Source organism: Nonlabens arenilitoris (assembly GCF_002954765.1).
Classification (GTDB): Bacteria; Bacteroidota; Bacteroidia; order Flavobacteriales; family Flavobacteriaceae; genus Nonlabens; species Nonlabens arenilitoris.
Map to the genome: position 1 here is coordinate 1,728,838 of NZ_MTPW01000001.1, position 22,556 is coordinate 1,751,393.

The window sequence follows — 22,556 nt, forward strand, 5'->3', positions numbered from 1 at the left end:
GTCATTATAAATTATAACGATATGCAAAAGCCTAAGTTAGGTTTCTGGAATATCTGGAACATGAGTTTTGGATTTCTGGGTATTCAGTTTGGTTTTGCCTTACAGGGCTCAACCATGTCACGTATTTTTGAGACTTTAGGAGCAAATAAGGATGAGATTCCATTATTATGGATCGCTGCACCGCTTGCTGGTTTAATCGTGCAACCTATTATAGGTTATTTAAGTGATAATACCTGGCATAAAAATCTAGGTCGTAGAAGGCCTTTTTTCTTAATAGGTGCTATTCTTAGTTCAATAGCTTTACTTTTTATGCCATATTCTTCTGAGGTATGGATGGCTGCTGGTCTCTTATTAGTACTAGACGCTTCTATTAATATTTCAATGGAACCATTCCGTGCTCTGGTAGCAGATAAATTACCAGAATCACAACGTAGTTATGGTTTTGTAGTGCAAACATTAATAATAGGTGTAGGTACTTGGGTAGCGAGTAATTTGCCTAAATGGGTGAATGACACTTTAGAAATTTCTAATGAAGCTCCTTCTGGTGTTGTGCCAGACTCTGTAAAAGTAGCTTTTGGTGTAGGTGCTTTTGTTTTTATGACTGCTATACTTATTACCATCTTTACTACTAAGGAATACTCTCCAGAGGAATTAGCAAAATTTGATGATGCTGAGAAAGTTCCAGAAGTGAAAAAAGGAATGTGGGAAACAATCTCTGGCACATATGCATTAATGCCGCTAGTTATGAAGAAGCTAGGTGTTGTGCAATTCTTTTCTTGGTTTGCATTTTTTGCGATGTGGACACTGGCAAATCCTGCTTTAACCTCTCATATTTATAATGCACCTAAACCCAACGTAGTGGAGTTTGCACAAACAACTATTGATGATAATGGTGAGACCGTTGCGTTAAGAGATGTAGATGATAAGGTTGTATTTATAAATGATGTAAAAGCGTTAGAGTATAAACAACAAGATAAGGCGTATAATGAAGCCTCAGATGATGTAGGTTCTAAAATGGGTATTTATGGGTTAACATCTATGGTGTTTGCATTAGGGCTTACCTTTTACACAGCATACAATAGTATTAATAGAAAGTATATCCACATGGCAAGTTTAATCCTAGGAGGATTAGGTTTTTTGTATATGTTCTTTATACCTGGTGAGCCAGATAAATTATTAATTTCATTCAGTTTAATAGGTATTGCATGGGGCAGTATTTTATCCATGCCATATGCTATGCTGTCTAGTTCTGTCGAGTCACATAAAATGGGATTGATGATGGGTGTATTCAATATGTTTATCGTAATACCACAAATTATAGCAGCAGTAGGTGGAGTCGTGTTTCTACAAAAATTAATAGGTGAAGAATCTATACATGCAATGACTATTGCAGGAATATTTTTAATTATCGCGGCATTCTCAAATTTATTAATCGTAAATAAAAAGGCAATTACTTATCAGCCTTCCATAGATAATGAGTAAAAAAGCATTCATATTTGACCTAGATGGTGTCATTGTAGACACAGCTAAATTTCATTTTGTAGCGTGGCAACGATTAGCCGCTTCCCTAGGAATCAATTTTACCGAAAAAGAAAACGAGCAACTCAAAGGTGTCTCTAGAGTTAATTCCCTTAAAAAGATACTAGAATGGGGAGATAAAGAAATTAGTCCAGAGCTCTTTCAAGAAAAAATGGATCAGAAAAACATAGAATATCTTGATCTTATAAAAACATTGAGTGTAAATGACATCCTTCCAGGTGTTCACGATTTTTTACTAGAGCTTAAAAGTCAAAATCAACCTATTGCATTAGGTAGTGCTAGTAAAAATGCCAGACCTATTTTAGAAAAATTAGGTGTTAAAGATATGTTTGATGTAATAGTAGATGGAACTAATGTCACTAAAGCAAAGCCAGATCCAGAAGTTTTTCTCAATGCTTGTAACCAGCTGGGCTTTAGTCCTCAAGACAGTGTCGTATTTGAGGATAGCGTTGCAGGTGTTCAAGCTGCAAATACTGCTGGAATGATATCCATTGGATTAGGAGAGAAAGACATTTTACACGAGGCAGACGCTGTTTTTAACCATTTTACAGATATGCCACAAGATTATATAAACACACTATTGAATAAGAAGAAGTAATGAATCAGGAATATATAAAACCCAACGCATGGTCCATCATAGAAGAAGGATGGAATCCTGGATTAGTAAAGTCTAGTGAGAGCTTATTCTCTATAGGGAATGGAGCCATGGGACAAAGAGCAAATTTTGAAGAGCAATATAGTGGAGAGACTTTTCAAGGAAGTTATGTAGCTGGAGTCTATTACCCAGATAAAACCAGAGTAGGATGGTGGAAAAATGGTTATCCAGAATATTTTGCCAAAGTTCTTAATGCACCTAATTTTATAGGTATTGATGTCTTTATTGATGGAGAGCCACTTGATTTACATAAAGTAGATAAAGTTTCAGATTACAGCCGTGAGTTAAATATGAAAGAAGGCTGGTATGAACGAACTTTTATCGCCCATTTTTCAATAGACAAAGCAGTAAAAGTGGTCGCTCGTAGATTTTTATGCCTCGAGGTAGATGAGTTAGGAGTGATCAATTACCAGGTTACCGCTGTAAAAGGGAATATGAAAATAGAATTCCAGCCATATCTAGATGCCGGAATTACAAACGAAGACTCAAACTGGGATGATGCATTTTGGGAAATAGAAGAATTAATTTCTGAAGATCATCAAGCATTTATACGCAGCCGTACTAATAAAACTAACTTTCATGTATGCACCTTTATGCAATCAGAGTTAGTCCAAAATGGAGAGCATTTACAATATGCAAATCATTTAGAGCAGAACAATAAAGTGATACGTCACACAGCTGCCATAGAGCTAGAAGAAAATGAAACCGTAACTTTAAGAAAGTATGCGGGATATTGTTCTAGCTTAAATCATCAACAATATGAACTATTTGATGCAGCAAGAAAAGTATTAACACATGCTACATTAACAGGATATGATGTATTATTGCAAGGTCAGATTGAGCAATGGGCTCAAATCTGGGCAATGGCAGATATTACTATCGATGGTGACCTTAAAGCACAACAGGGAATCCGTTTTAATATCTTTCAATTAAATCAAACTTACTTAGGTAAGGACGCTCGTTTAAATATAGGTCCTAAAGGATTCACCGGCGAGAAATACGGTGGTTCTACTTACTGGGACACAGAGGCATACTGTATACCTTTCTACATGGCTACTAAAGACCAGCAAGTAGCAAGAAATTTGTTGAAATATAGATATGAGCAGCTAGACAAGGCCATTGAAAACGCTGAGAAATTAGGGTTTTCTAATGGAGCTGCTCTTTATCCTATGGTTACAATGAATGGTGAAGAATCCCATAATGAATGGGAAATCACCTTTGAAGAAATACATCGCAACGGTGCCATGGTATTTGCCATCTACAATTACGTACGCTATACAGGTGACTTTTCTTATGTGCCAGAAATGGGATTAGAGGTCATGATTGCCATTGCTAGATTCTGGCATCAGCGTGCTACTTTCTCTCAAAAAGCAAATAAATATATGATCCTAGGTGTGACAGGACCTAATGAGTATGAAAATAATGTGAATAACAATTGGTACACTAATTATTTAGCCAAATGGTGTATCAATCAAGCCTTAGAAAATCTAGATAAGGTAAAAGACGGATATGATGATGACTATAAGCGCATCATAGGTCTTACACACCTTTCAGGATCAGAGACAGCGTCTTGGAGAGAAGTTGCTGACCAGATGTATGAGCCTATCGATGAAGAATTAGGAATCTATCTACAACAAGATGGCTTCTTAGATAAAGAAATCATTCCTGTAGAAGAATTAGACAGTAAGCACAGACCTATTAATCAAAAATGGTCATGGGATCGCATTTTAAGAAGCTGCTATATCAAACAGGCAGATGTGTTGCAAGGATTTTACTTTTTTGAAGATCATTTTACAAAGCAAGAATTAGAAAAGCACTTTGATTTTTATGAGCCATTAACAGTGCATGAGAGTTCGTTATCGCCATGTGTACACAGTATTCAAGCAGCAAAGTTAGATCGCATGGATCAGGCCTATGAATTTTATTTAAGAACTTCAAGACTTGATTTAGACGACTATAATAAAGAGGTAGAAGAAGGTTGTCATATTACCAGTATGGCCGGTACCTGGATGAGTATTGTAGAAGGATTTGGTGGGCTCAAAATAGTCGATGATAAACCTAGTTTTGAAACTAAATTACCTGAGCAATGGGATGGCTTTAGTTTTAAAATTAATTTCCGTAATCAGATCTTACATGTTCAAGTAAGTAAGTCAGGTACTGAGGTGATAACTTACGGTACAGAGCCCGTTGATGTCATAATTAACGGTAAAGAAATCACACTACAGCCACAATTGATAAATGCTTAAGATATGGGAAAGTTAGTTCAATTTATAAGTGTTTTTTAATTATCGCTTTCGCGAAAGCGTCTCTAGCACAAGATATACAACGTGTAGAGCCGCCTTTCTGGTGGTCAGGTATGGAGAAGAGCGAGATTCAAATTATGATGTATGGAGAAGACCTTTATAATTATGAAGCGATATCAACTGATCTTAATTTGATTGAAATTAAAAAAGCTGAGAATGAGAATTATCTTTTTATAACAGTAGATACAAAAGGCTTTGAACCTGGAACCTATGTTTTTAATTTAGAATCTGTAGATGGTGAGGTAGAAGTCATGGAGTATGAATTGCTACCACGAGAAAAGAAATCTGCACAACGTAAAGGATTTGATTCTAGCGATGCTATTTATTTAGTAATGCCAGATCGTTTTGCAAATGGTAACTCTTCTAACGATAGTACAGATGACACTACTGAAAAGGCAAACCGTGAGTTTAAAGGTGGACGCCATGGTGGTGATATTCAAGGCATAATAGATCACTTAGATTACATCGATGATTTAGGTGCGACAGCTTTGTGGAGCACGCCATTATTAGAAGATAATGATAAGAGCTATTCCTACCATACCTATGCACAAAGTGATGTCTATAAAATAGATCCACGTTATGGAACTAATGAAGACTATAAACGTTTAGGAGATGAGTTGCACAAACGTGGTATGAAATTAATCATGGATTATGTAACCAACCATTGGGGCGCGACACACTGGATGATGCAGGATTTGCCCACACAATCTTGGATTCACCAATTTGATGATAATAGAGGTAAAGATTTTCCAGTTGCCGGATATGCAAATTCTTCTTACCGACAAACCACTCAAATGGATCCTAATGCTTCTCAGATTGATGAGACTTATGCTGAGAAAGGTTGGTTTGTAAGCAGCATGCCAGATCTTAATCAAGGTGAACCATTATTGTTAAATTATCTAATTCAAAATACAATCTGGTGGATTGAGTATGCAGGCTTAGATGGATTAAGAGTAGATACTTATTCTTACAACGAGAAAAAAGGTATCGCAGCATGGACCAAAGCCGTAATGGAAGAGTATCCAAATTTTAATATAGTAGGAGAAACCTGGTTACATGATCAGGCGCAAATTGCTTACTGGCAAAAAGACTCTAAAATTGCAGCCATTCAAGATTATAATACTTATTTGCCTAGTGTCATGGATTTTACGCTTCACGATGCTATTATGACGGCGTTTAATGAAGATCAGCAAAACTGGGATCAAGGAATGATTAAGGTCTACGATAATTTTGTTAATGACTTTCTATACGCAGATATTGATAACATCTTAATATTTGCAGGTAATCATGATACAAATCGTATTAATGGTGATGGATTGTATAATGGTGATTTAAAGAAGTATAAACTTGCGATGACTTTAGTACTTACTACTCGTGGTATTCCACAAATATATTACGGTGATGAGATAGGTATGGAAGGAAATAGAGATACTGATGGCGATGGCGACATACGTAGAGATTTCCCTGGTGGCTGGAATGGTGATGAAATAAACGCTTTTAAAAACCCAACAGATTATCAAAAAGGCTTTCAAGACTTCACTAAAAGATTATTGAATTATAGAAAGAATAAATCGGTGATTCACGATGGTAAACTGCTTCAGTATGTTCCTGAAAATAACTGTTATGTATACTTTAGATATAATGACGATAGTCGTGTAATGGTTGTTATTAATAATAATCCAGAAGCTGTAACTTTAAATCTTGATAGGTTCCAAGAAGGAATTGATAAGCGCAAAAAAGGTTTTGATATTCTAACCGGTGAAAAAGTAAATCTTTCGGACTCTCTTAAGGTACCAAGTAAAACTAGTATGGTTATAGATCTTGATAAAATAAAAAGAAAAGAACGTTTCTTTTAATGCTTTATTAAGGTGTGTGTTTAAAATAAATTTCAATCAACCTAACAGATGATATCCAAAACTTGTGAGGTGTGGCAGATTAATAAAGTTGTATGAAAAAAATAATAATTATCCTCATCGCAATTACCGCAATAAGATGTGGTGAAAAAGAAGAAAAGAATATAGGTGATAATAGACCTAGTATTATCGAGGCAATGACTACGCCTATTTATTCATCTACATCGGGAACAGAAGTATACACTTCAGATTATTTACTGGATGTTAATCAATTAGATAGTATCACTTATGGTAAAGGTATTCTGTTTAATGAGGATACTCGCAATTATAATGAGCCATTAAAAATAAAAATGGACTCTGTGGCGCCATATGTTTCTCATGTGACCTTATGGACTGATGGTGTGCGCAATGATATTCCTGTTTTTAAAAGTAGTTCTAGAGAGATGACTATTGTTTACAAAAGCACCTCAAAAAATGTCAAACTTAAAGGCGAGTTCACAAACTGGTCTACGGTTGATTTAATAGAAGAGAATGGTCAATTGGTTTATAAAGCAACGATACCACAAGGGAAGTTTCAATACATTTTTGTTGAAAATGGAAAAGAAGAAAAGTTGACCGGTAGTGAGCCTCAAGTAATCAGTAACGGTATGGGAGGTTTTAATAGAGTTATAGACAACTCAAGAATGGCTGCTCCTGCACAATTATCCTATGGTGAAATATTAGCAAATGGTTTCACATTTACCACTACTGGAGCACTTGAAAATATTGTGGTGCTCTACGAAAACCAAATGATAAGTGCTTCTCAAAACGGTAATTCATATACTGTAGAGCTGCCAGAAAAGGATTTTACAAACCGTAATTCTCAAACACAATTAGTAAGAGTCTATGCCAGTGATGAAAATGGTCGTACAAATGATTTGTTAGTACCTGTACAAGATGGAAATGTCGTTCAAGATCCATCGCAATTAGCACGATCTGATTTTCACAATCAGGTATTATATTTTATGATGGTGGACCGTTTTCTAGATGGAGATCCTTCAAATACAAAACCAGTTCCTGATCCAGAAATTTTACCTAAAGCAAATTACATGGGTGGAGATCTTGCTGGTGTACTCGCAAAAATAAAAGACGGTTATTTTGAGGAATTAGGAATTAACACGATCTGGTTATCGCCTATAACGCAAAACCCAGAAGGTGCTTATGGACTGTGGCCTGAGCCGCGCACTAAATTTAGCGGTTACCATGGCTACTGGCCTATTTCAAATACTGAAATTGATTATCGTTTTGGTGATGAACAATTATTTAAGGAGATCATAGAACAAGCTCACAATCGAGATATGAATGTCATTTTAGATTATGTAGCAAATCATGTTCATGAAGAGCATCCACTATACAAAGAACATCCAGATTGGGCGACAAATCTTTATCTAGAAGATGGTAGTTTGAACACGGAGCGATGGGACGACCAGCGATTAACAACCTGGTTTGATACCTTTATGCCTACCCTAGATTTCTCAAAACCTGAGGTTGTTGCGAAAATGACAGACTCTGCACTATATTGGGTGACTAATTATGAATTGGACGGTTTCCGTCACGATGCTACTAAACATGTACCAGAAGTATACTGGAGAACATTAACTAAAAAAGTGCGTAGCAATACCGATCGCCCTATTTATCAGATAGGTGAAACTTATGGATCTTATGATTTAATACGCAGTTATGTAAGTACAGGAATGTTAGATGCACAATTTGATTTTAATCAGTATGATGCTGCTGTTTCCGCTTTCGCGAAAGCGGATGGCGACTTCTCTAATCTGGCAGAAACACTTTTTAAAGGTCTAGAATACTATGGGCACCATCACCTGATGGGTAATATCTCTGGAAACCAAGATCGAGCGCGATTTATAAGCTATGCCAGTGGCGATGTTTCTTTTGAAGAAGATGCTAAAAAAGCTGGATGGACTCGCGAGATAGGCATGAGTGATACAAAAGCCTTTGATAGGTTGGGTATGTTACAAGCATTTAATATGACTGTTCCTGGAGTGCCTGTAATTTATTACGGTGATGAATACGGTAGTATAGGTGCAAATGATCCTGACAATCGTAAGATGATGAAGTTTGATGGTTTATCACAGCGCGAGTTGGATCTCAGAGAGCTCGTGCACGAATTAGTACAATTAAGACGTAACTCTATGTCATTACTTTATGGGACAACTCAAATATTGAGTGATAGTAATGGGATGTTTGTTCTAGAACGATCTTACTTTGGAGAGAAGACGACGGTTTATTTTAATGAAAACGCCATATTACTCAATGTTTTTACTAAATCTGATAATTCTGATATGGTAGATGTGCAACACCTTAATGCTGTTGAGACTAATAAAAAAATCCAAGTGAAACCACGTAACTTTGCGATTATACAAACCAAATTAAAAGAATCAACACAAGAATAATTATCTATGAAAAAATCAACATCAAAATGGCTTATTGTATTATTTGCCGCCATGACCTTATTCTCTTGTAAAGAAGCTCTTAAAGACCATGATGAGGTGATAGAAGATGAGATTTCTAGTACTTACTCACCTATTACTAATGAAGACCTAGAAAGTGCCGTTATTTACGAGGCAAACATTAGACAGTATTCTGAAAAAGGTACTTTCAATGAGTTTACTAAAGATATACCAGAGCTTAAAAAACTAGGAGTGAAAGTAATTTGGTTGATGCCTATTTTTCCTATTTCTGAAAAGAATAGAAAAGCAAAAGGCGATTTAATGGTTGACGATATTAAAGACCCTAAAGAACGTGCGAAATATTTAGGAAGTTACTATGCCGTTGCAGATTATGAAAAGATTAATCCTGACTTAGGCACAGAGGCTGATTTAAATCGATTGATAGAAACGGCTCATGAAAATGGTATGTATGTGATACTAGATTGGGTTGCAAATCATACAGGATGGGATAATCTATGGATTGAGAAATATCCAGATTTTTATACTAAAGATGAGAAAGGAAATATTATTCATCCCAAAGGAACTGATTGGACTGATACTGCAGACTTAAATTATGATAATAAAAAATTATGGGATGCCATGTCTTCATCAATGATATATTGGGTTGACACATTTAATGTTGACGGTTTCCGCTGTGATGTTGCTCATGAGGTTCCTACTGAGTTTTGGAACTATGCTGTGAAGTCTATTAGAGATGTAAAGCCAGTATTTATGCTTGCAGAAAGTGAAAAGAAAGATCTTTTTATAGATGCTTTTGACATGGGATATAATTGGGAAGGCCACCATATAATGAATGAATTAGCACAAGGTAAAACAAATGTGAATACCTGGGATGAGTATATGATAAGAGTAGAAGAGAATTATCAACCAGATGATATTTTAATGAATTTTATCACAAATCACGATGAGAATTCATGGAATGGTAGTGTGACAGAAAGAATGGGAGAAGCTAGTGATGCTATGTTGGCATTGCAATATGTGATTCCAGGTATGCCGCTTATTTATTCAGGGCAGGAATATGGTATGACAGAACGTTTAAAGTTTTTTGAAAAAGATCAAATACCACATGAGAAAGGAAAAGTGTGGAACATGATGGAGAAGCTGGGAACATTAAAAGCTAATAATCCAGCATTGCACGGTGGTAAAGATGCGGCTTCATATAAGCGTATTAATACATCTGAAGATTCAAAAATATATGCTATTGAAAGACAGAAAGATGATCATAAGGTGATTTATGTAGCAAATTTCTCAAGTGAATCTGTTGAGTTTAAAGCGCCTACTATAGTCGGTAAAATGACTGATGCTGTGAGAGGATCAGAATCTAACATTCCTGAAAATTATACGTTTACATTTCCACCATACGGTTATAGGGTATGGGAAGTACGTAAATAAAATAAGATATATTTGTATGAAACCGCTTAGCTGTTGTTGAGCGGTTTTTTTATGCCTTAATGAATTAATCTATTTTAGTAACAAAATAAAATTATGAACAAGACCTATTACGATCCTAAGGATCTTAGAAAATTTGGAAAAATTACAGAGTGGAGTGAAGAATTGGGAACAAAGTTTTTTGATTATTATGGCCAAGTTTTTGAAGAAGGAGAATTAACTGCTCGAGAAAAATCATTAATAGCACTTGCTGTTTCACACGCCGTGCATTGCCCGTATTGTATTGATGCTTATACAGGAGATGCGCTTAAAAGAGGAATCACTAAAGGTGAAATGATGGAGGCAGTCCACGTTGCCGGTGCAATTCAAGCCGGTGCAACACTGGTACATGGAGTGCAAATGATGAATAAGGTTAATAAATTAGAGATGTAAGGAAATACCTTTCTATTTTTAATGGGTTGAGTTAATCTGGTAATTTAAAAGGAATGAGTATTGTAAATTATTCCTTAAAACTCATATATATTTCCTATTGATTTGTACTTATGCAGCGATAGTGACAGTTTTGTGAGATTTTCTGACTACATATGCAAAACCGTAGTTTCATATACTACGTAATTAAATAAAAAAGGGACCATAATTTATGGCTGTAAATACAAAGACCTCTTTAAAGAAGAGAGATTCCGACTTAGCAAATATCAATAAGCAGATGGCTATTCTTAATGGAGAGCCTTTTTCTAATGGAGAGCTACCATCATTTGCAAAAAAAATAAAAGATACTACTGACCAGTTTCCTCTACGACCTAAAAAGCTTGAGATTATCCAGGTAAACGTAGGTTATATGTGTAATCAGGTTTGTGCTCACTGCCATGTAGATGCAGGACCAGATCGTAAAGAAATTATGACTCGCGATACTATGGACAAAATCGTTGAGGTCATTAAAACCACTGGAGCACACACATTAGATTTAACTGGTGGCGCTCCAGAGATGAATCCTGATTTTAGATATTTTGTAGAACAAGCAAGTGCCGCAGGTATTAAAGATTTTATTGTACGCTCTAATTTAACCATCATAAGAGCAAACCCTAAATATCACGACCTACCAGATTTCTTTAAAAAACATAATATTCATGTGGTAAGCTCTATGCCTCACTGGACCAGAGGAAAAACAGATACACAACGTGGTGATGGTGTTTTTGATAAGTCTATAAAGGCTTTGCAAGAATTAAATGATCGTGGATATGGAATGCCAGGTAGTGATTTAAGACTAGATCTAGTATATAATCCTAGTGGTGCTTATCTGCCGGGTGATCAAGCGAGTATGGAAAAGGACATGAAAGCTGCATTATTAGAGGATTTTAATATTCAATTTCATAACCTTTTTGCAATTACTAATTTACCTATTGCTAGATTCTTAGATTATCTAGTGGCTAGTGAAAATTATGAGGATTATATGTATGCATTAGTTGATGCTTACAATCCTGCCGCAGTAGAAAATGTAATGTGTACTAATACCATCTCAATCTCATGGGATGGCTGGTTATATGATTGTGATTTCAATCAAATGCTTGATTTAAAAATCGATAATAAAATCCAACATATTGATGATTACAATGAGGATTTAATTAATAATAGAAAAATTCAAATTTCTCAACACTGTTACGGATGTACCGCTGGTGCAGGTAGTAGTTGTCAAGGTGTTGTTGCATAATATGATTGATAGATATTCAAAAACTGCCATTTTACTTTTTGCCCAGTCGGCAAGAGTAGATGCTATCAGTAAATCACTGGTAGACGTTGCGGTGATGGATGTTTTAAATAATCATGTTCTTAAAACAGTACGCAATTCTGGGCTTGATTATTATCATTTTACAGAAAAAGAACAACGCGGCGAAAGCTTTGGTTCAAGGTTTAAAAACTCTATAGAAGATGTTTTCAAACTAGGTTATACATCGGTAATTTGTATCGGAAACGATACGCCATTACTATCTGTTGATTTAATTCATAAAGCAGCAAACTCTCTATTCAAAGAAAATTCTGTTTTGGGTAAATCACAAGACGGTGGTTTATATTTAATAGGGTTAAACCGTTCACAATTTCAAGCGCAGACCTTTGAGAACCTACCATGGCAATCAAGTCAACTGTCTATTTTTTTAATCAATATTTAAAAAACTTTGATGGAAGTGTAACGGTTCTTAAAACCCTTCAAGATATTGATTCAACGACAGACTTATATCAGTTCCTCGCTGGTAAAGATGCTCGTGATTTATTAATAGGAATATTGTTAAATACGCTTTCGCGTAAGCGTAATAACCACAAGCAATCTACATTTTACAATAAACAGGTATTTCTTTTTCAACCTGCAAATAAAGGCTCGCCAGTACAGATAGCGGCTTAATTTTTTATTACCCTATCTGGGTGTTTTTCAACTTTATTTATTTTCATGAAAAGAATTACTCTATTCATGTTGTTTCTATGTGGTTTAATAGGGACAGCACAATTTACTATTACAGGAACCGTTACAGATCATACGGGAGAACCTGTCGCATTTGCAAACGTTGCAGAGCAAGGAACACGCAATGGTACTACAACCTCGTCAAAAGGAACATATATAATCACTGTACAAGAAAATGCGGTGGTTACCTTTTCTTTTATAGGTTATGAATCTTACAGTGTAAAAGTCATAAGTTCTCAAACAATTGATGTAATACTACAAGAAGGTGACTCTCTAGATCAAATAGTAGTCACTGCACTAGGTGTAAAAAGACAAGAACGAGAGCTAGGATATGCGGTGCAAACGCTGGATGCAGACCAAATAGAAGAAGTCAAAGCCGTTAATTTGCTGGATAACCTAGCTGGTAAAATCGCTGGTATTTCAGTAACGCAAGGTGCGACTGGAGTAGGTTCTTCTTCAAAAATCACTATACGTGGCGAGGCTAGTTTTTCAAACAATAATCCGTTATTTATTGTGGATGGAACGCCAGTAAATAATAATACCGTTTTTAATTTTACAAACGAGGCCGCAGCTGGATTTCAAGAAGTTGATTTCGGGAATGGCGCAGGAGAATTAAACCAAGATGATATAGCAAGTGTATCTGTTTTAAAAGGACCAGCGGCAGCAGCGCTTTATGGAACTAGAGCATCTAATGGTGCAATCATTATTGAAACTAAAAATGGAGGAAAAAAGAAAGGATTAGGAATATCTTATAACACGAGTTTCTTTGTAGACACAGCTTTTCAATTACCACAATTCCAAAACGAGTATGGGCAAGGAAATAGCGGTCAGTTTGAATATGTTGACGGACTAGGTGGCGGAATTAATGATAACATTACCTATTCATGGGGACCAAGATTAGACGCCGGTATTAACATTGCCCAATTTGATAGTCCAGTCACATTACCAGATGGTACCGTTGTGCGTGGTGGTGATACAGCACTTTATAATGGGTTATCAATCACTCCTACTGCTTTTAAAAGCAATCCAGATAACTTGAAGAATTTCTATGAAACTGGTCACACTTTTATTAATAATATTGCGGTCTCAAATGGCTTTGAAAAAGGAGATTATCGTTTTAGTTTTACAGATTTACGTAGCGAAAGCATTATTCCTGGAGTTAATTTAGACAGGCAAAGTGTAGCTGCAAAGCTCAACTTTACACCTAGTGATAAAACAGCCATCCGCACTAGTATCAATTATGTAAATAGTGCATCTGACAATAGACCGTCAAATGGTTATGGAAGTGAAAATGTAAATTATTCACTAGTCGCATGGGGACCACGATCTTTAAATATTGATAATTTAAGAAACTACTGGCAACCAGGCCTTGAAGGTGTACAGCAGTATTCATTTAATTATACTTTTTTTGACAATCCTTATTTTATATTGAACGAGAATCGCAACAGTTTTGGTCGTGATCGTTTGTATGGGAATGTTTCTTTGACTCAAGAGTTAACGTCAGAGTTGACAGCTACTGTAAGAACTGGAATGGACTATAGTAATGAAAAGCGTCGTTTCTTAAGGTCATATTCTACAAACAGATTTAGAAACGGTGCCTATGCAGAGCATGACGTGACTTACCGAGAAATCAATACAGACTTCTTACTGAATTATAAAAATCAGTTTGACGATATCACATTTGACGCTAGTATTGGTGGAAATAGATTGAGTCAAAAGGCCTCAACTACACAGGCTCAAACGACTAGTCTTGCACAACCAGGTATTTTTTCTTTAAATAATGCCGCTAGCCCTATTGAAAGTTTTGGTTTCCGTTCAGAGAAGAGAATTAATAGTTTATACGCTTACGCGAAAGCAGGCTACAAAAACTTCCTGTATCTAGACATTACTGCTCGTAACGATTGGTCCAGCGCTCTAGCTACACCTTTTACAGCAGATAATACTTCATTCTTCTACCCATCAGTATCGACTAGTTTTATATTGAGTAACATAGTAGACTTACCTAAAGTTATCGATTTTGCAAAAATCAGAGCCAGTTATGCACAAGTAGGAAATGATACAGATCCTTATCAAACCCAAGGAACTTTTATATCACAAACACCTGTAAATGCACAACCTACTTTTACAAATCAAGATTTTATCCCTAATCAGAATTTAAGACCCGAAACGACTTCTAGTGTTGAATTAGGGTTTGATATGCGATTCTTAAAGCAACGATTGAATGTAGATTTTACCTATTACAATGCTGTAACATCAGATCAGATACTTTCTTTACCTATCGGGATCTCTTCAGGTTTTAGTCAGCAAGTAGTAAATGCAGGATCTGTTAGAAATACAGGTGTTGAGGTTGTTTTAAATGCGATTCCTGTGCGTACTGATGACTTTCAGTGGAGCTCAACAGTAAACTTTGCGACTAATCGAGCAATTGTTGAGGATTTACCACAGGATGAAGGACGTTTAACACTAGCCTATTCAAGAGTATATGATAGTCAAGATCAAACAGTCTGGCATCAAGTTGAAGAAGGTGGCCGTATAGGTGACCTTTATGGAACTGGTTATTTACGTAATGAAAATGGAGATTTTGTTCTTACGGCAGATGGTCGTTTTATCGCAGATCCGGAGTTGAAAAAGCTAGGAAACTATAATGCAGATTTTACGATGGGATTCAATAACAGTTTTACTTATAAAAACTGGGACGCATCTTTTTTACTGGACTGGAGACAAGGAGGAATTTTAGTTTCTAGAACTCTCGCTCTAGCTGCAGTAGGTGGACAGCTAGAAGAAACAGCTAATAGACCGGATGCCGGAATAGTTGCAAATGGTGTGGTAAACACGGGAACAGCAGCAAATCCGGTTTATGTTCAAAATACGACCGCAGTAAGTGCTGAGAGTTATTACCGTCAGTTCTATGATCGTAATCACGAAGAAAATAATGTATATGATGCGAGCTATTTAAAGCTGCGTCAGTTCTCTATTGGGTATTCTTTTGATTTAAATAAAGGTGCTTTAGGTCTATTTAATGGTGGTGCAGAAATGAGAGTTTCTCTAATAGGGAGAAACTTGTTTGCAATCTCAGAAATTCCTCATTTTGATCCAGAGCAACTTGCAGTGCAAGGTCAGGGATTTGTCAGTGGTGTAGAAGATATGTCATATGCATCTACCAGAAGTATAGGAATTAAAGCAGGAATCCAATTCTAAATTTAAGTTGAACTTAAATTTTAATAGCAAAACACACATTATGAAAAATATATTTATATACTATTCTTTAATTACCTTCCTAAGTATAGGGATGACATCTTGTACAGCAGATTTTGAAGAAATAAATACTAATTCAAATGCACCAGTAACAGTACAACCTAGTTTATTGTTAAGGCAGGTCATTTATAATTATGGAGAAGAGATGTCTTATGAAGGTTTTGTCGCTGGTGGATTATTAGGCCAGCACATGACAGCGTTGGATTTTAATCTTTTTGATAGACATGCTTTAAAAAGTCCGCAATTAGGTGGTGATCCATGGCCTATTTTTTATCGTAATTTAAGAGATAATGAATTGATTATTAATGAGTCTAGATCTAGTGAAGCTTTTAAGGTGTATGAAGGTCCAGCCTTAATCTTTAAAGCCTATATGACCGCAGCACTTACAGATATTTATGGAGATGTTCCTTATAGTGAAGCATTCCGTGGTTTAGATGGAATAGTTCAGCCTCAATATGATTTACAAGAAGACATATATCTTCAAGAAAATGGGATTTTGGATAATCTTGACAAAGGGATTGCAGCCATTGAAAATTATACAGGATCTATTGCTTTAGATGGTGATGTATTGTACAATGGCAATCTACAAGCTTGGGTAAGACTAGCAAATAGTCTTAAGATAAAGGCGCTAGTAAGAATCTCTGATAAAGAAAATATAAGCACTCGTTTACAAGAATTATATGATGATGGAAATTACATAGCAGACAACACTCAAAATGCCATTTTTAACTTTACAGATAGTGAACCTAACAACTTCCGTATGGCACGATTGAGAGCTGGAGATTTCAATAATTTTGTGATGAGCGTGACGATGGAGGAAATCCTAGAAGGATTAAATGATGCGCGTATCGACATTCTTTTTAGACCTAGAGGAAATAATGGGAATGGCGATGATTATGAAGGATTGTTAAACGGTATTGACGCTTCATCAACCTCTGTAAGCCTTGCAGACTATTCACTGGCAGGAACCATTTTTAGAGAAAATACAGGAATGCTAGATGCAAATTATATGACCGCTTGGGAAACCAACTTTTTACTTGCTGAAGCTGCTGAAAAAGGATTGATCACAGCACCTGCACAAACCTTATATGAAACTGCGGTAACTCAAGCCTTTGAATATTGGAATACAACATTGCCCGTGGATTATTTAACTACCACAGCCGCTTATGCCGCAAATGGAAATGATCCTATTGAGCAAATCATCACTCAAAAATGGATTGCGAGTCTTATTAATGGTTATGAAGGATGGATTGAATATAGAAGAACTGGTTTCCCAGTTTTAAAAAACATATCGGCTAGTTTAAATAATAATTTAATACCGGTAAGAATGCCTTATCCTGCAGAAGAAGCAGCGCTCAATGCAGATAATTATAATGTTGCAGCTAGTGCGACTAATAATAACGATATTAATGTGCCTGTGTGGTGGGATGAGTAGATAAAAATAAAAGTAACAGGAAAAACAAATAAAGAGCAAATGTCAGTTCGAGCAGAGTTGAAAATAGTTTAATAGCATTTTTAAGTTTAAATCATATTCCAACAGTGGATTTTCTAACCCAAACATCAACCTTACAGTGGTTACTTATTATAGCGAGTAGTGTGATATTTTTCATATTGGCGCCATATGCTAAAGATGTAGAGACATTTTTTAAAGCACAGCATCGTGGTAAGAAACCTAGTATGGTAATGCTTACTGGTAGTTTGATCATCTCGTGGATTTTTGCAAAAAGCATTACTAATGCTGCAAATTTAGGACTGGCGTTTGGTCTAGTAGGTGGTGTGGCTTACGCTGGTTATTACCTGTCATTTGCGGTAGCAGGAATTGTAATTTATCAATTGAGAGTTCAAGGTGGATTTGAAAGCATCCATCATTTTTTGAGTTCTAAATTTGGTAAAAGTGCTGTAAATGTATTCTCGATATTAATTAGTTTTAGACTATTTAATGAAGTCTGGTCTAACACGATGGTGATAGGAACCTATTTCGGTGACATGGGGACTACGGCTTATTATGCCGCCATAATTGTATTTACATTGCTTACACTAGCTTACACTTTAAAAGGCGGACTGAGCAGCTCGATATTTACTGATGCGATACAAATAGTGTTATTCTCTATTTTACTGGTAATTATTTTGGGCGTTATTTTTACAGAACCAGATGTTCAGGTAGGGGAAATGTTTACTAGCGGAACTTGGTCTATGGAATTAGGTTTGAATTTATTTTTTGCGGCCATTTTGCAAAGTTTCAGCTATCCCTTTCACGATCCCGTGTTAACAGATCGTGGTTTTATTAGCTCGCCTAGAATTACTAGAAAAAGCTTTTTATGGGCAGCGGTTTTAGGGGCGATTTGCATTGTTCTTTTTAGTCTAGTAGGTGTGTATGCACAACAAGCTGGATTAGAAGGACAGGCAGCTGTTGAAGTGGCTAAAAAATTAGGTGTTGTCTTACTACTTATCATTAATTTTATAATGATTACTAGTGCAGCCAGTACCCTAGATAGTACATTTTCTAGTTTCTCAAAGATGCTTACTATCGATTTAAATTTGGGTAAAACGGTCAGTTTTGGTAGAATAATGATGGTTATTGTAGCCGTTTTAGGAACCATTCCTGTTTTTCTGGATGCAGAGATTTTAAGTGCCACAACGATTAGTGGTACAATGGTTATAGGACTCACGCCAGTATTTTTATTATGGAAAATGGACGCTCCTAAAATTAGTTATTTCCTATCTGTCATCGCTGGATTGTTTTTTGGTGTATTATTGATTTTTGAGCTTTTTCCAGAACAACTCATTCATACCAGCGGTAAATATTCTTTATTACTATGGATTAATTTTTATGGTATAATCGTTAGTTTTATTCTCTTTTTAATTCCCACATGTTTCAAAAAGTAAAAGATTTAGGTCATAAACGAGGTAAAATGCTCCTTTTTGGTGGCGTTTATAGTAATTTTCAAGCATTGGAAGCAGTGATGGCATTGGCTCGTTTGCACGATATAGAGCCAGAAAACTGTATTTGTACCGGTGACATTATAGGTTACTGTGGTCAACCACAAGAAACTCTAGATACTTTTCAAGAGTGGAATCCATACAGCATTTTAGGTAATGTAGAAATTCAATTGCGTGATGATCAAGAAGATTGCGGTTGCGATTTTACAGAAGGTTCTCGTTGTGACGGATTTAGTGATGTTTGGTACGCTTTCGCGAAAGCGAACTTACACACCAACTCAAAAGATTATTTCAACACCTTACCAGATCACATCACTTTTGAATATGGTGGAAGAACTGTAGGAGTGGTGCATGGTAGCGCAGATTATGTATCACAATTCATATTCAAGTCCAGCGATTGGGCAGAGAAAATAGAAAGTTACCAAGATCTAGTAGTAGACACTATCATAGCTGGTCATTGTGGATTGCCATTTAAAGATCAATATGAAAATTTATTATGGCTCAATCCAGGCGTGATAGGTATGCCTGCAAATGATGGAGTAACACACACATGGGCTATGATATTAAATGATGAAGATGGTTTTGAAGCACGGCACATTCCAGTGGTTTATGATCATCAAACTGCGATTGTTCAAATGAACAAGCACAACTTGCCACAAGAATATGCACTAACACTAGAAACTGGAATATGGGATAATATGGAAATCCTACCAGATGAGGAACGACTATTGCTAGGAAAACCACAAGCGTTTTAATCTATGAAAAATCTAATCTTCTTCATATCATTTTTATCCATTTCTACCAGCATTCAAGCTCAAGAAATCAATGAATTATTACATCAATATAATAGGATGTCCGTGCCGTATATCACGGTACAGACCTTAAAAATGGAATATGATCAATATATCATTTTGGACACTCGTAAAAAACCTGAGTATGAGGTAAGTCATTTACCTGGTGCCATTTGGGTAGGTGAAAAGTTAGATCTAGAGTTGATTGATGACATTTCTACAGATAAGCCTATCGTGGTTTACTGTTCAGTAGGTATACGTAGTGAAGATTATGGAGAGGAACTTCTCAACGCAGGTTTTGAAAACGTATATAATCTTTACGGTAGTATTTTCTCATGGAAAGATGCCGGATATAATGTGGTAGATCCAGAAGGTCATGATACAGATCAAGTTCATGTATTTTCTAAAGCATGGGAGAAGTATTTAAAGACCGGTGAAAAGGTTTATTGATAGATGAAAGAATCTATAGATTTAATATGGAAGACTATTAAAAACTATTATTGGCTGCTTATTATTCCCATAGTTGTGTTCTTTTATGTCGAATCTTTACAAGAAGAAAGAGAGCTTAATAAATTATATAAATGTACTTATGCTCAGGTGATTCATTCTTCACCTGTTTACAAGAAATATAGTAAGCGTTCTTATCATTATGATTTTTTTGTAGAAGGGAGAAAGTATGTAGGAAGTTCTAGTGCTTACATATCTGATGATATTAAAATAGGGAACTTCTATCAAGTGAAATTTGCTTCAAATAATCCTCGTAATAATAAAATTGATTTTACAACTCAATACTATCAGATTATAAGCGGTTTTGAATCTGATAAAATAGACACCGCATATATCGATGTGTCAAAATATAAGGTTGATTCAGTAGATTTAAAAAATCGATTAAATCGAGTGAAAGCATTAATTGAAAAGTAGGATTAAAAAACAACGCCTCGTGAAATCACGAGGCGTTACAGATTTAAACTACGTTTTAGTTTTTAGGATTCTATAAAGAAAAAGCTTTCTTTACTTCGTCCACATAATCTAATTTTTCCCATGTGAATAACTCTACAGTCTTTTCTACACGACCATTATACGGTGATTCAAAAACTAGTGTTTCTGTACGAGGCTCACGACCCATATGACCATAAGCAGCCGTTTCAGAATAGATAGGATTTCTTAGTTTTAATCTACTTTCTATCGCAGCAGGACGCATGTCAAAGATTTGAGCAACTTTTTTAGAGATTTCTCCATCGGTTAAATCTACAGTTGATGTCCCATAAGTATCTACATGTATAGAAGTAGGTTCTACCACACCTATTGCATAGGATACCTGTACTAGAACTTCAGTAGCAAGACCAGCGGCAACTAGGTTTTTTGCCACGTGACGTGAAGCATAAGCAGCACTACGATCTACCTTAGAAGGATCTTTACCCGAGAAAGCTCCACCACCATGAGCACCTTTACCACCATAAGTATCTACAATAATCTTACGACCGGTAAGTCCAGTATCTCCATGCGGTCCACCGATTACAAATTTTCCTGTTGGGTTAATGTGGTAAGTGATTTTGTCATTAAAGAGCTTTTGAGCATATGCTGGTAATTGCTCGATAACTCTAGGGATTAAAATTTCAACAAGGTCTTTTTTAATCTGTGCTAGCATCGCATCATCATCTTCATTAAAAGGATCGTGCTGTGTAGAAATAACAATAGCATCTATACGTTGCGGTATGTTATCATCATTATACTCAATCGTTACTTGTGATTTTGCATCTGGACGCAAGTAGGTTATCTGATCCATTTCACGACGCAATTTTGCTAGCTCGATAAGTATTTTATGAGAAATATCTAAGGCTAGTGGCATATAATTATCAGTCTCTGCCGTTGCATAACCGAACATCATTCCTTGATCACCAGCACCTTGTTCCTCTTTATTCTCACGATCAACACCTTGATTAATATCTTGTGATTGTTCATGGATTAAAGAAATTACACCACAAGAATCGCCGCTAAACTGGTAAGCACCTTTGGTATAACCTATCTTGTTAACCACTTCACGAGCAATGTGTTGTGCGTCTATATAGGTGTTTGATTTTACCTCACCGGCAAGTATAACTTGACCAGTAGTCACCATAGTCTCACAGGCTACTTTAGATTCTGGATCAAAGGCTAAAAAATTATCTAATAAAGCGTCACTGATTTGATCAGCAACTTTATCTGGATGTCCTTCACTTACGGACTCACTTGTAAATAAATATGGCATTTAAGTATTGCGCTTTCGCGAAAGCGAACTTAAAAATCGCTCTCGACATTAATAATTTTAGAAGATAAAAAGGGCTGTATGCTCGAGTGCGGTACACTGTTTTAGCGTTTATGTTTTCTAATTTGAAAACGAGGTCGCAAGCAGCCAAATCTTTCCCCTAATTGAAGTGCAAATGTAATAAAATGAGCGCTATGTGTGCATTGTTATTATAGCTTTATTAACTATTTCTATAGAGATTAATGATTGCTTTTAATTTTAACGTTTGATTTAAAAATATGTAATTCAGTTTGTTAGGTCTAATTCCTATTGTGTTAGTAGGAATTTATTTTTTAAAAAGTTTGGTAGTCTCAAAAAGTTTTATGAATCTTTACACTCACGTTCATAACCATATTGAAATTATCAAGAAAGGACGAGGGAACAGACCCATCGACTCCTTAGCAACCCTTAACGCTCGTTAAGAAGGTGCTACATTCTGCCCATTAAATTGGGATGAGATGATACACATGTAAGTAGGTTATACTAACAAGTTTCTTTTTTGATTTTCTATCTGGGCTGTAGGTCTGGACAGGAAGTACTTTTTCAATTTGGTTTTGTTCTTAAATCAATTTTTAATTTAAAAAG

The 22,556-nt window shown here is 35.9% G+C and carries 17 protein-coding genes and 1 riboswitch; of the genes, 16 read left to right on the forward strand and 1 reads right to left on the reverse strand.

The genetic code is table 11. The features are described from left to right. Positions 1-21 precede the first annotated feature (21 nt). The 16 genes from BST92_RS07635 (at position 22) to BST92_RS07705 (ending at position 20,608) form a co-directional block, all read left to right on the forward strand. Positions 22-1,482, forward strand: a complete 1,461-nt coding sequence (locus tag BST92_RS07635; RefSeq protein WP_105070912.1) for an MFS transporter — start codon at positions 22-24, stop codon at positions 1,480-1,482. Continuing rightward, positions 1,475-2,137, forward strand: coding sequence for a beta-phosphoglucomutase (gene pgmB / locus BST92_RS07640; protein ID WP_105070913.1), 663 nt, complete (start codon positions 1,475-1,477; stop codon positions 2,135-2,137). The genes BST92_RS07635 and pgmB overlap by 8 nt, the downstream gene beginning before the upstream one ends. Then, positions 2,137-4,440 carry a glycoside hydrolase family 65 protein gene (locus tag BST92_RS07645; protein WP_105070914.1) on the forward strand — a complete coding sequence of 768 codons (2,304 nt, stop codon included), beginning with the start codon at positions 2,137-2,139 and terminating at the stop codon, positions 4,438-4,440. The genes pgmB and BST92_RS07645 overlap by 1 nt, the downstream gene beginning before the upstream one ends. A 20-nt stretch (positions 4,441-4,460) precedes the next feature. Beyond that, positions 4,461-6,353 carry an alpha-amylase family glycosyl hydrolase gene (locus BST92_RS07650; RefSeq protein ID WP_105070915.1) on the forward strand — a complete coding sequence of 631 codons (1,893 nt, stop codon included), beginning with the start codon at positions 4,461-4,463 and terminating at the stop codon, positions 6,351-6,353. Between the two features lie 92 nt (positions 6,354-6,445). Beyond that, positions 6,446-8,803, forward strand: a complete 2,358-nt coding sequence (locus tag BST92_RS07655; RefSeq protein WP_105070916.1) for an alpha-amylase family glycosyl hydrolase — start codon at positions 6,446-6,448, stop codon at positions 8,801-8,803. Between the two features lie 6 nt (positions 8,804-8,809). Further along, the gene (locus BST92_RS07660; protein WP_105070917.1) at positions 8,810-10,252 is read left to right on the forward strand and encodes an alpha-amylase family glycosyl hydrolase; all 1,443 of its coding nucleotides are present in this window, start codon (positions 8,810-8,812) and stop codon (positions 10,250-10,252) included. Between the two features lie 93 nt (positions 10,253-10,345). Beyond that, positions 10,346-10,681 carry an arsenosugar biosynthesis-associated peroxidase-like protein gene (locus BST92_RS07665; RefSeq protein ID WP_105070918.1) on the forward strand — a complete coding sequence of 112 codons (336 nt, stop codon included), beginning with the start codon at positions 10,346-10,348 and terminating at the stop codon, positions 10,679-10,681. 208 nt (positions 10,682-10,889) lie between these two features. Beyond that, on the forward strand, positions 10,890-11,957 hold the full coding sequence (gene arsS / locus BST92_RS07670; protein WP_105070919.1) for an arsenosugar biosynthesis radical SAM (seleno)protein ArsS: 1,068 nt from the start codon (positions 10,890-10,892) through the stop codon (positions 11,955-11,957). 1 nt (position 11,958) lies between these two features. Beyond that, the gene (locus tag BST92_RS15135; RefSeq protein WP_211292461.1) at positions 11,959-12,414 is read left to right on the forward strand and encodes a TIGR04282 family arsenosugar biosynthesis glycosyltransferase; all 456 of its coding nucleotides are present in this window, start codon (positions 11,959-11,961) and stop codon (positions 12,412-12,414) included. Then, complete coding sequence (locus tag BST92_RS15140) at positions 12,372-12,644, forward strand: hypothetical protein (RefSeq protein ID WP_211292462.1); 273 nt, start codon at positions 12,372-12,374, stop codon at positions 12,642-12,644. The genes BST92_RS15135 and BST92_RS15140 overlap by 43 nt, the downstream gene beginning before the upstream one ends. A 45-nt stretch (positions 12,645-12,689) precedes the next feature. Then, positions 12,690-15,899: a SusC/RagA family TonB-linked outer membrane protein gene (locus BST92_RS07680; RefSeq protein WP_105070920.1), complete on the forward strand. Its 3,210-nt coding sequence runs from the start codon at positions 12,690-12,692 to the stop codon at positions 15,897-15,899. Positions 15,900-15,939: 40 nt separating this feature from the next. Next, the gene (locus BST92_RS07685; protein ID WP_105070921.1) at positions 15,940-17,391 is read left to right on the forward strand and encodes a SusD/RagB family nutrient-binding outer membrane lipoprotein; all 1,452 of its coding nucleotides are present in this window, start codon (positions 15,940-15,942) and stop codon (positions 17,389-17,391) included. A gap of 104 nt (positions 17,392-17,495) precedes the next feature. Next, positions 17,496-18,842: a sodium:solute symporter family transporter gene (locus BST92_RS07690; protein ID WP_105070922.1), complete on the forward strand. Its 1,347-nt coding sequence runs from the start codon at positions 17,496-17,498 to the stop codon at positions 18,840-18,842. Continuing rightward, complete coding sequence (locus tag BST92_RS07695) at positions 18,827-19,651, forward strand: metallophosphoesterase family protein (protein WP_105070923.1); 825 nt, start codon at positions 18,827-18,829, stop codon at positions 19,649-19,651. The genes BST92_RS07690 and BST92_RS07695 overlap by 16 nt, the downstream gene beginning before the upstream one ends. A gap of 3 nt (positions 19,652-19,654) precedes the next feature. Beyond that, on the forward strand, positions 19,655-20,137 hold the full coding sequence (locus BST92_RS07700) for a rhodanese-like domain-containing protein (RefSeq protein ID WP_170061722.1): 483 nt from the start codon (positions 19,655-19,657) through the stop codon (positions 20,135-20,137). A gap of 3 nt (positions 20,138-20,140) precedes the next feature. Next, a complete protein-coding gene (locus BST92_RS07705; RefSeq protein WP_105070924.1) occupies positions 20,141-20,608 on the forward strand; it encodes a hypothetical protein in 468 nt (155 codons plus the stop codon). Between the two features lie 70 nt (positions 20,609-20,678). On the opposite strand, the gene metK is transcribed toward BST92_RS07705, so the two are convergent. Further along, positions 20,679-21,935, reverse strand: coding sequence for a methionine adenosyltransferase (gene metK / locus BST92_RS07710; RefSeq protein ID WP_042291523.1), 1,257 nt, complete (start codon positions 21,933-21,935; stop codon positions 20,679-20,681). A gap of 393 nt (positions 21,936-22,328) precedes the next feature. Further along, positions 22,329-22,436: riboswitch (SAM riboswitch) on the forward strand. The last annotated feature ends 120 nt before the right edge of the window (positions 22,437-22,556 follow it).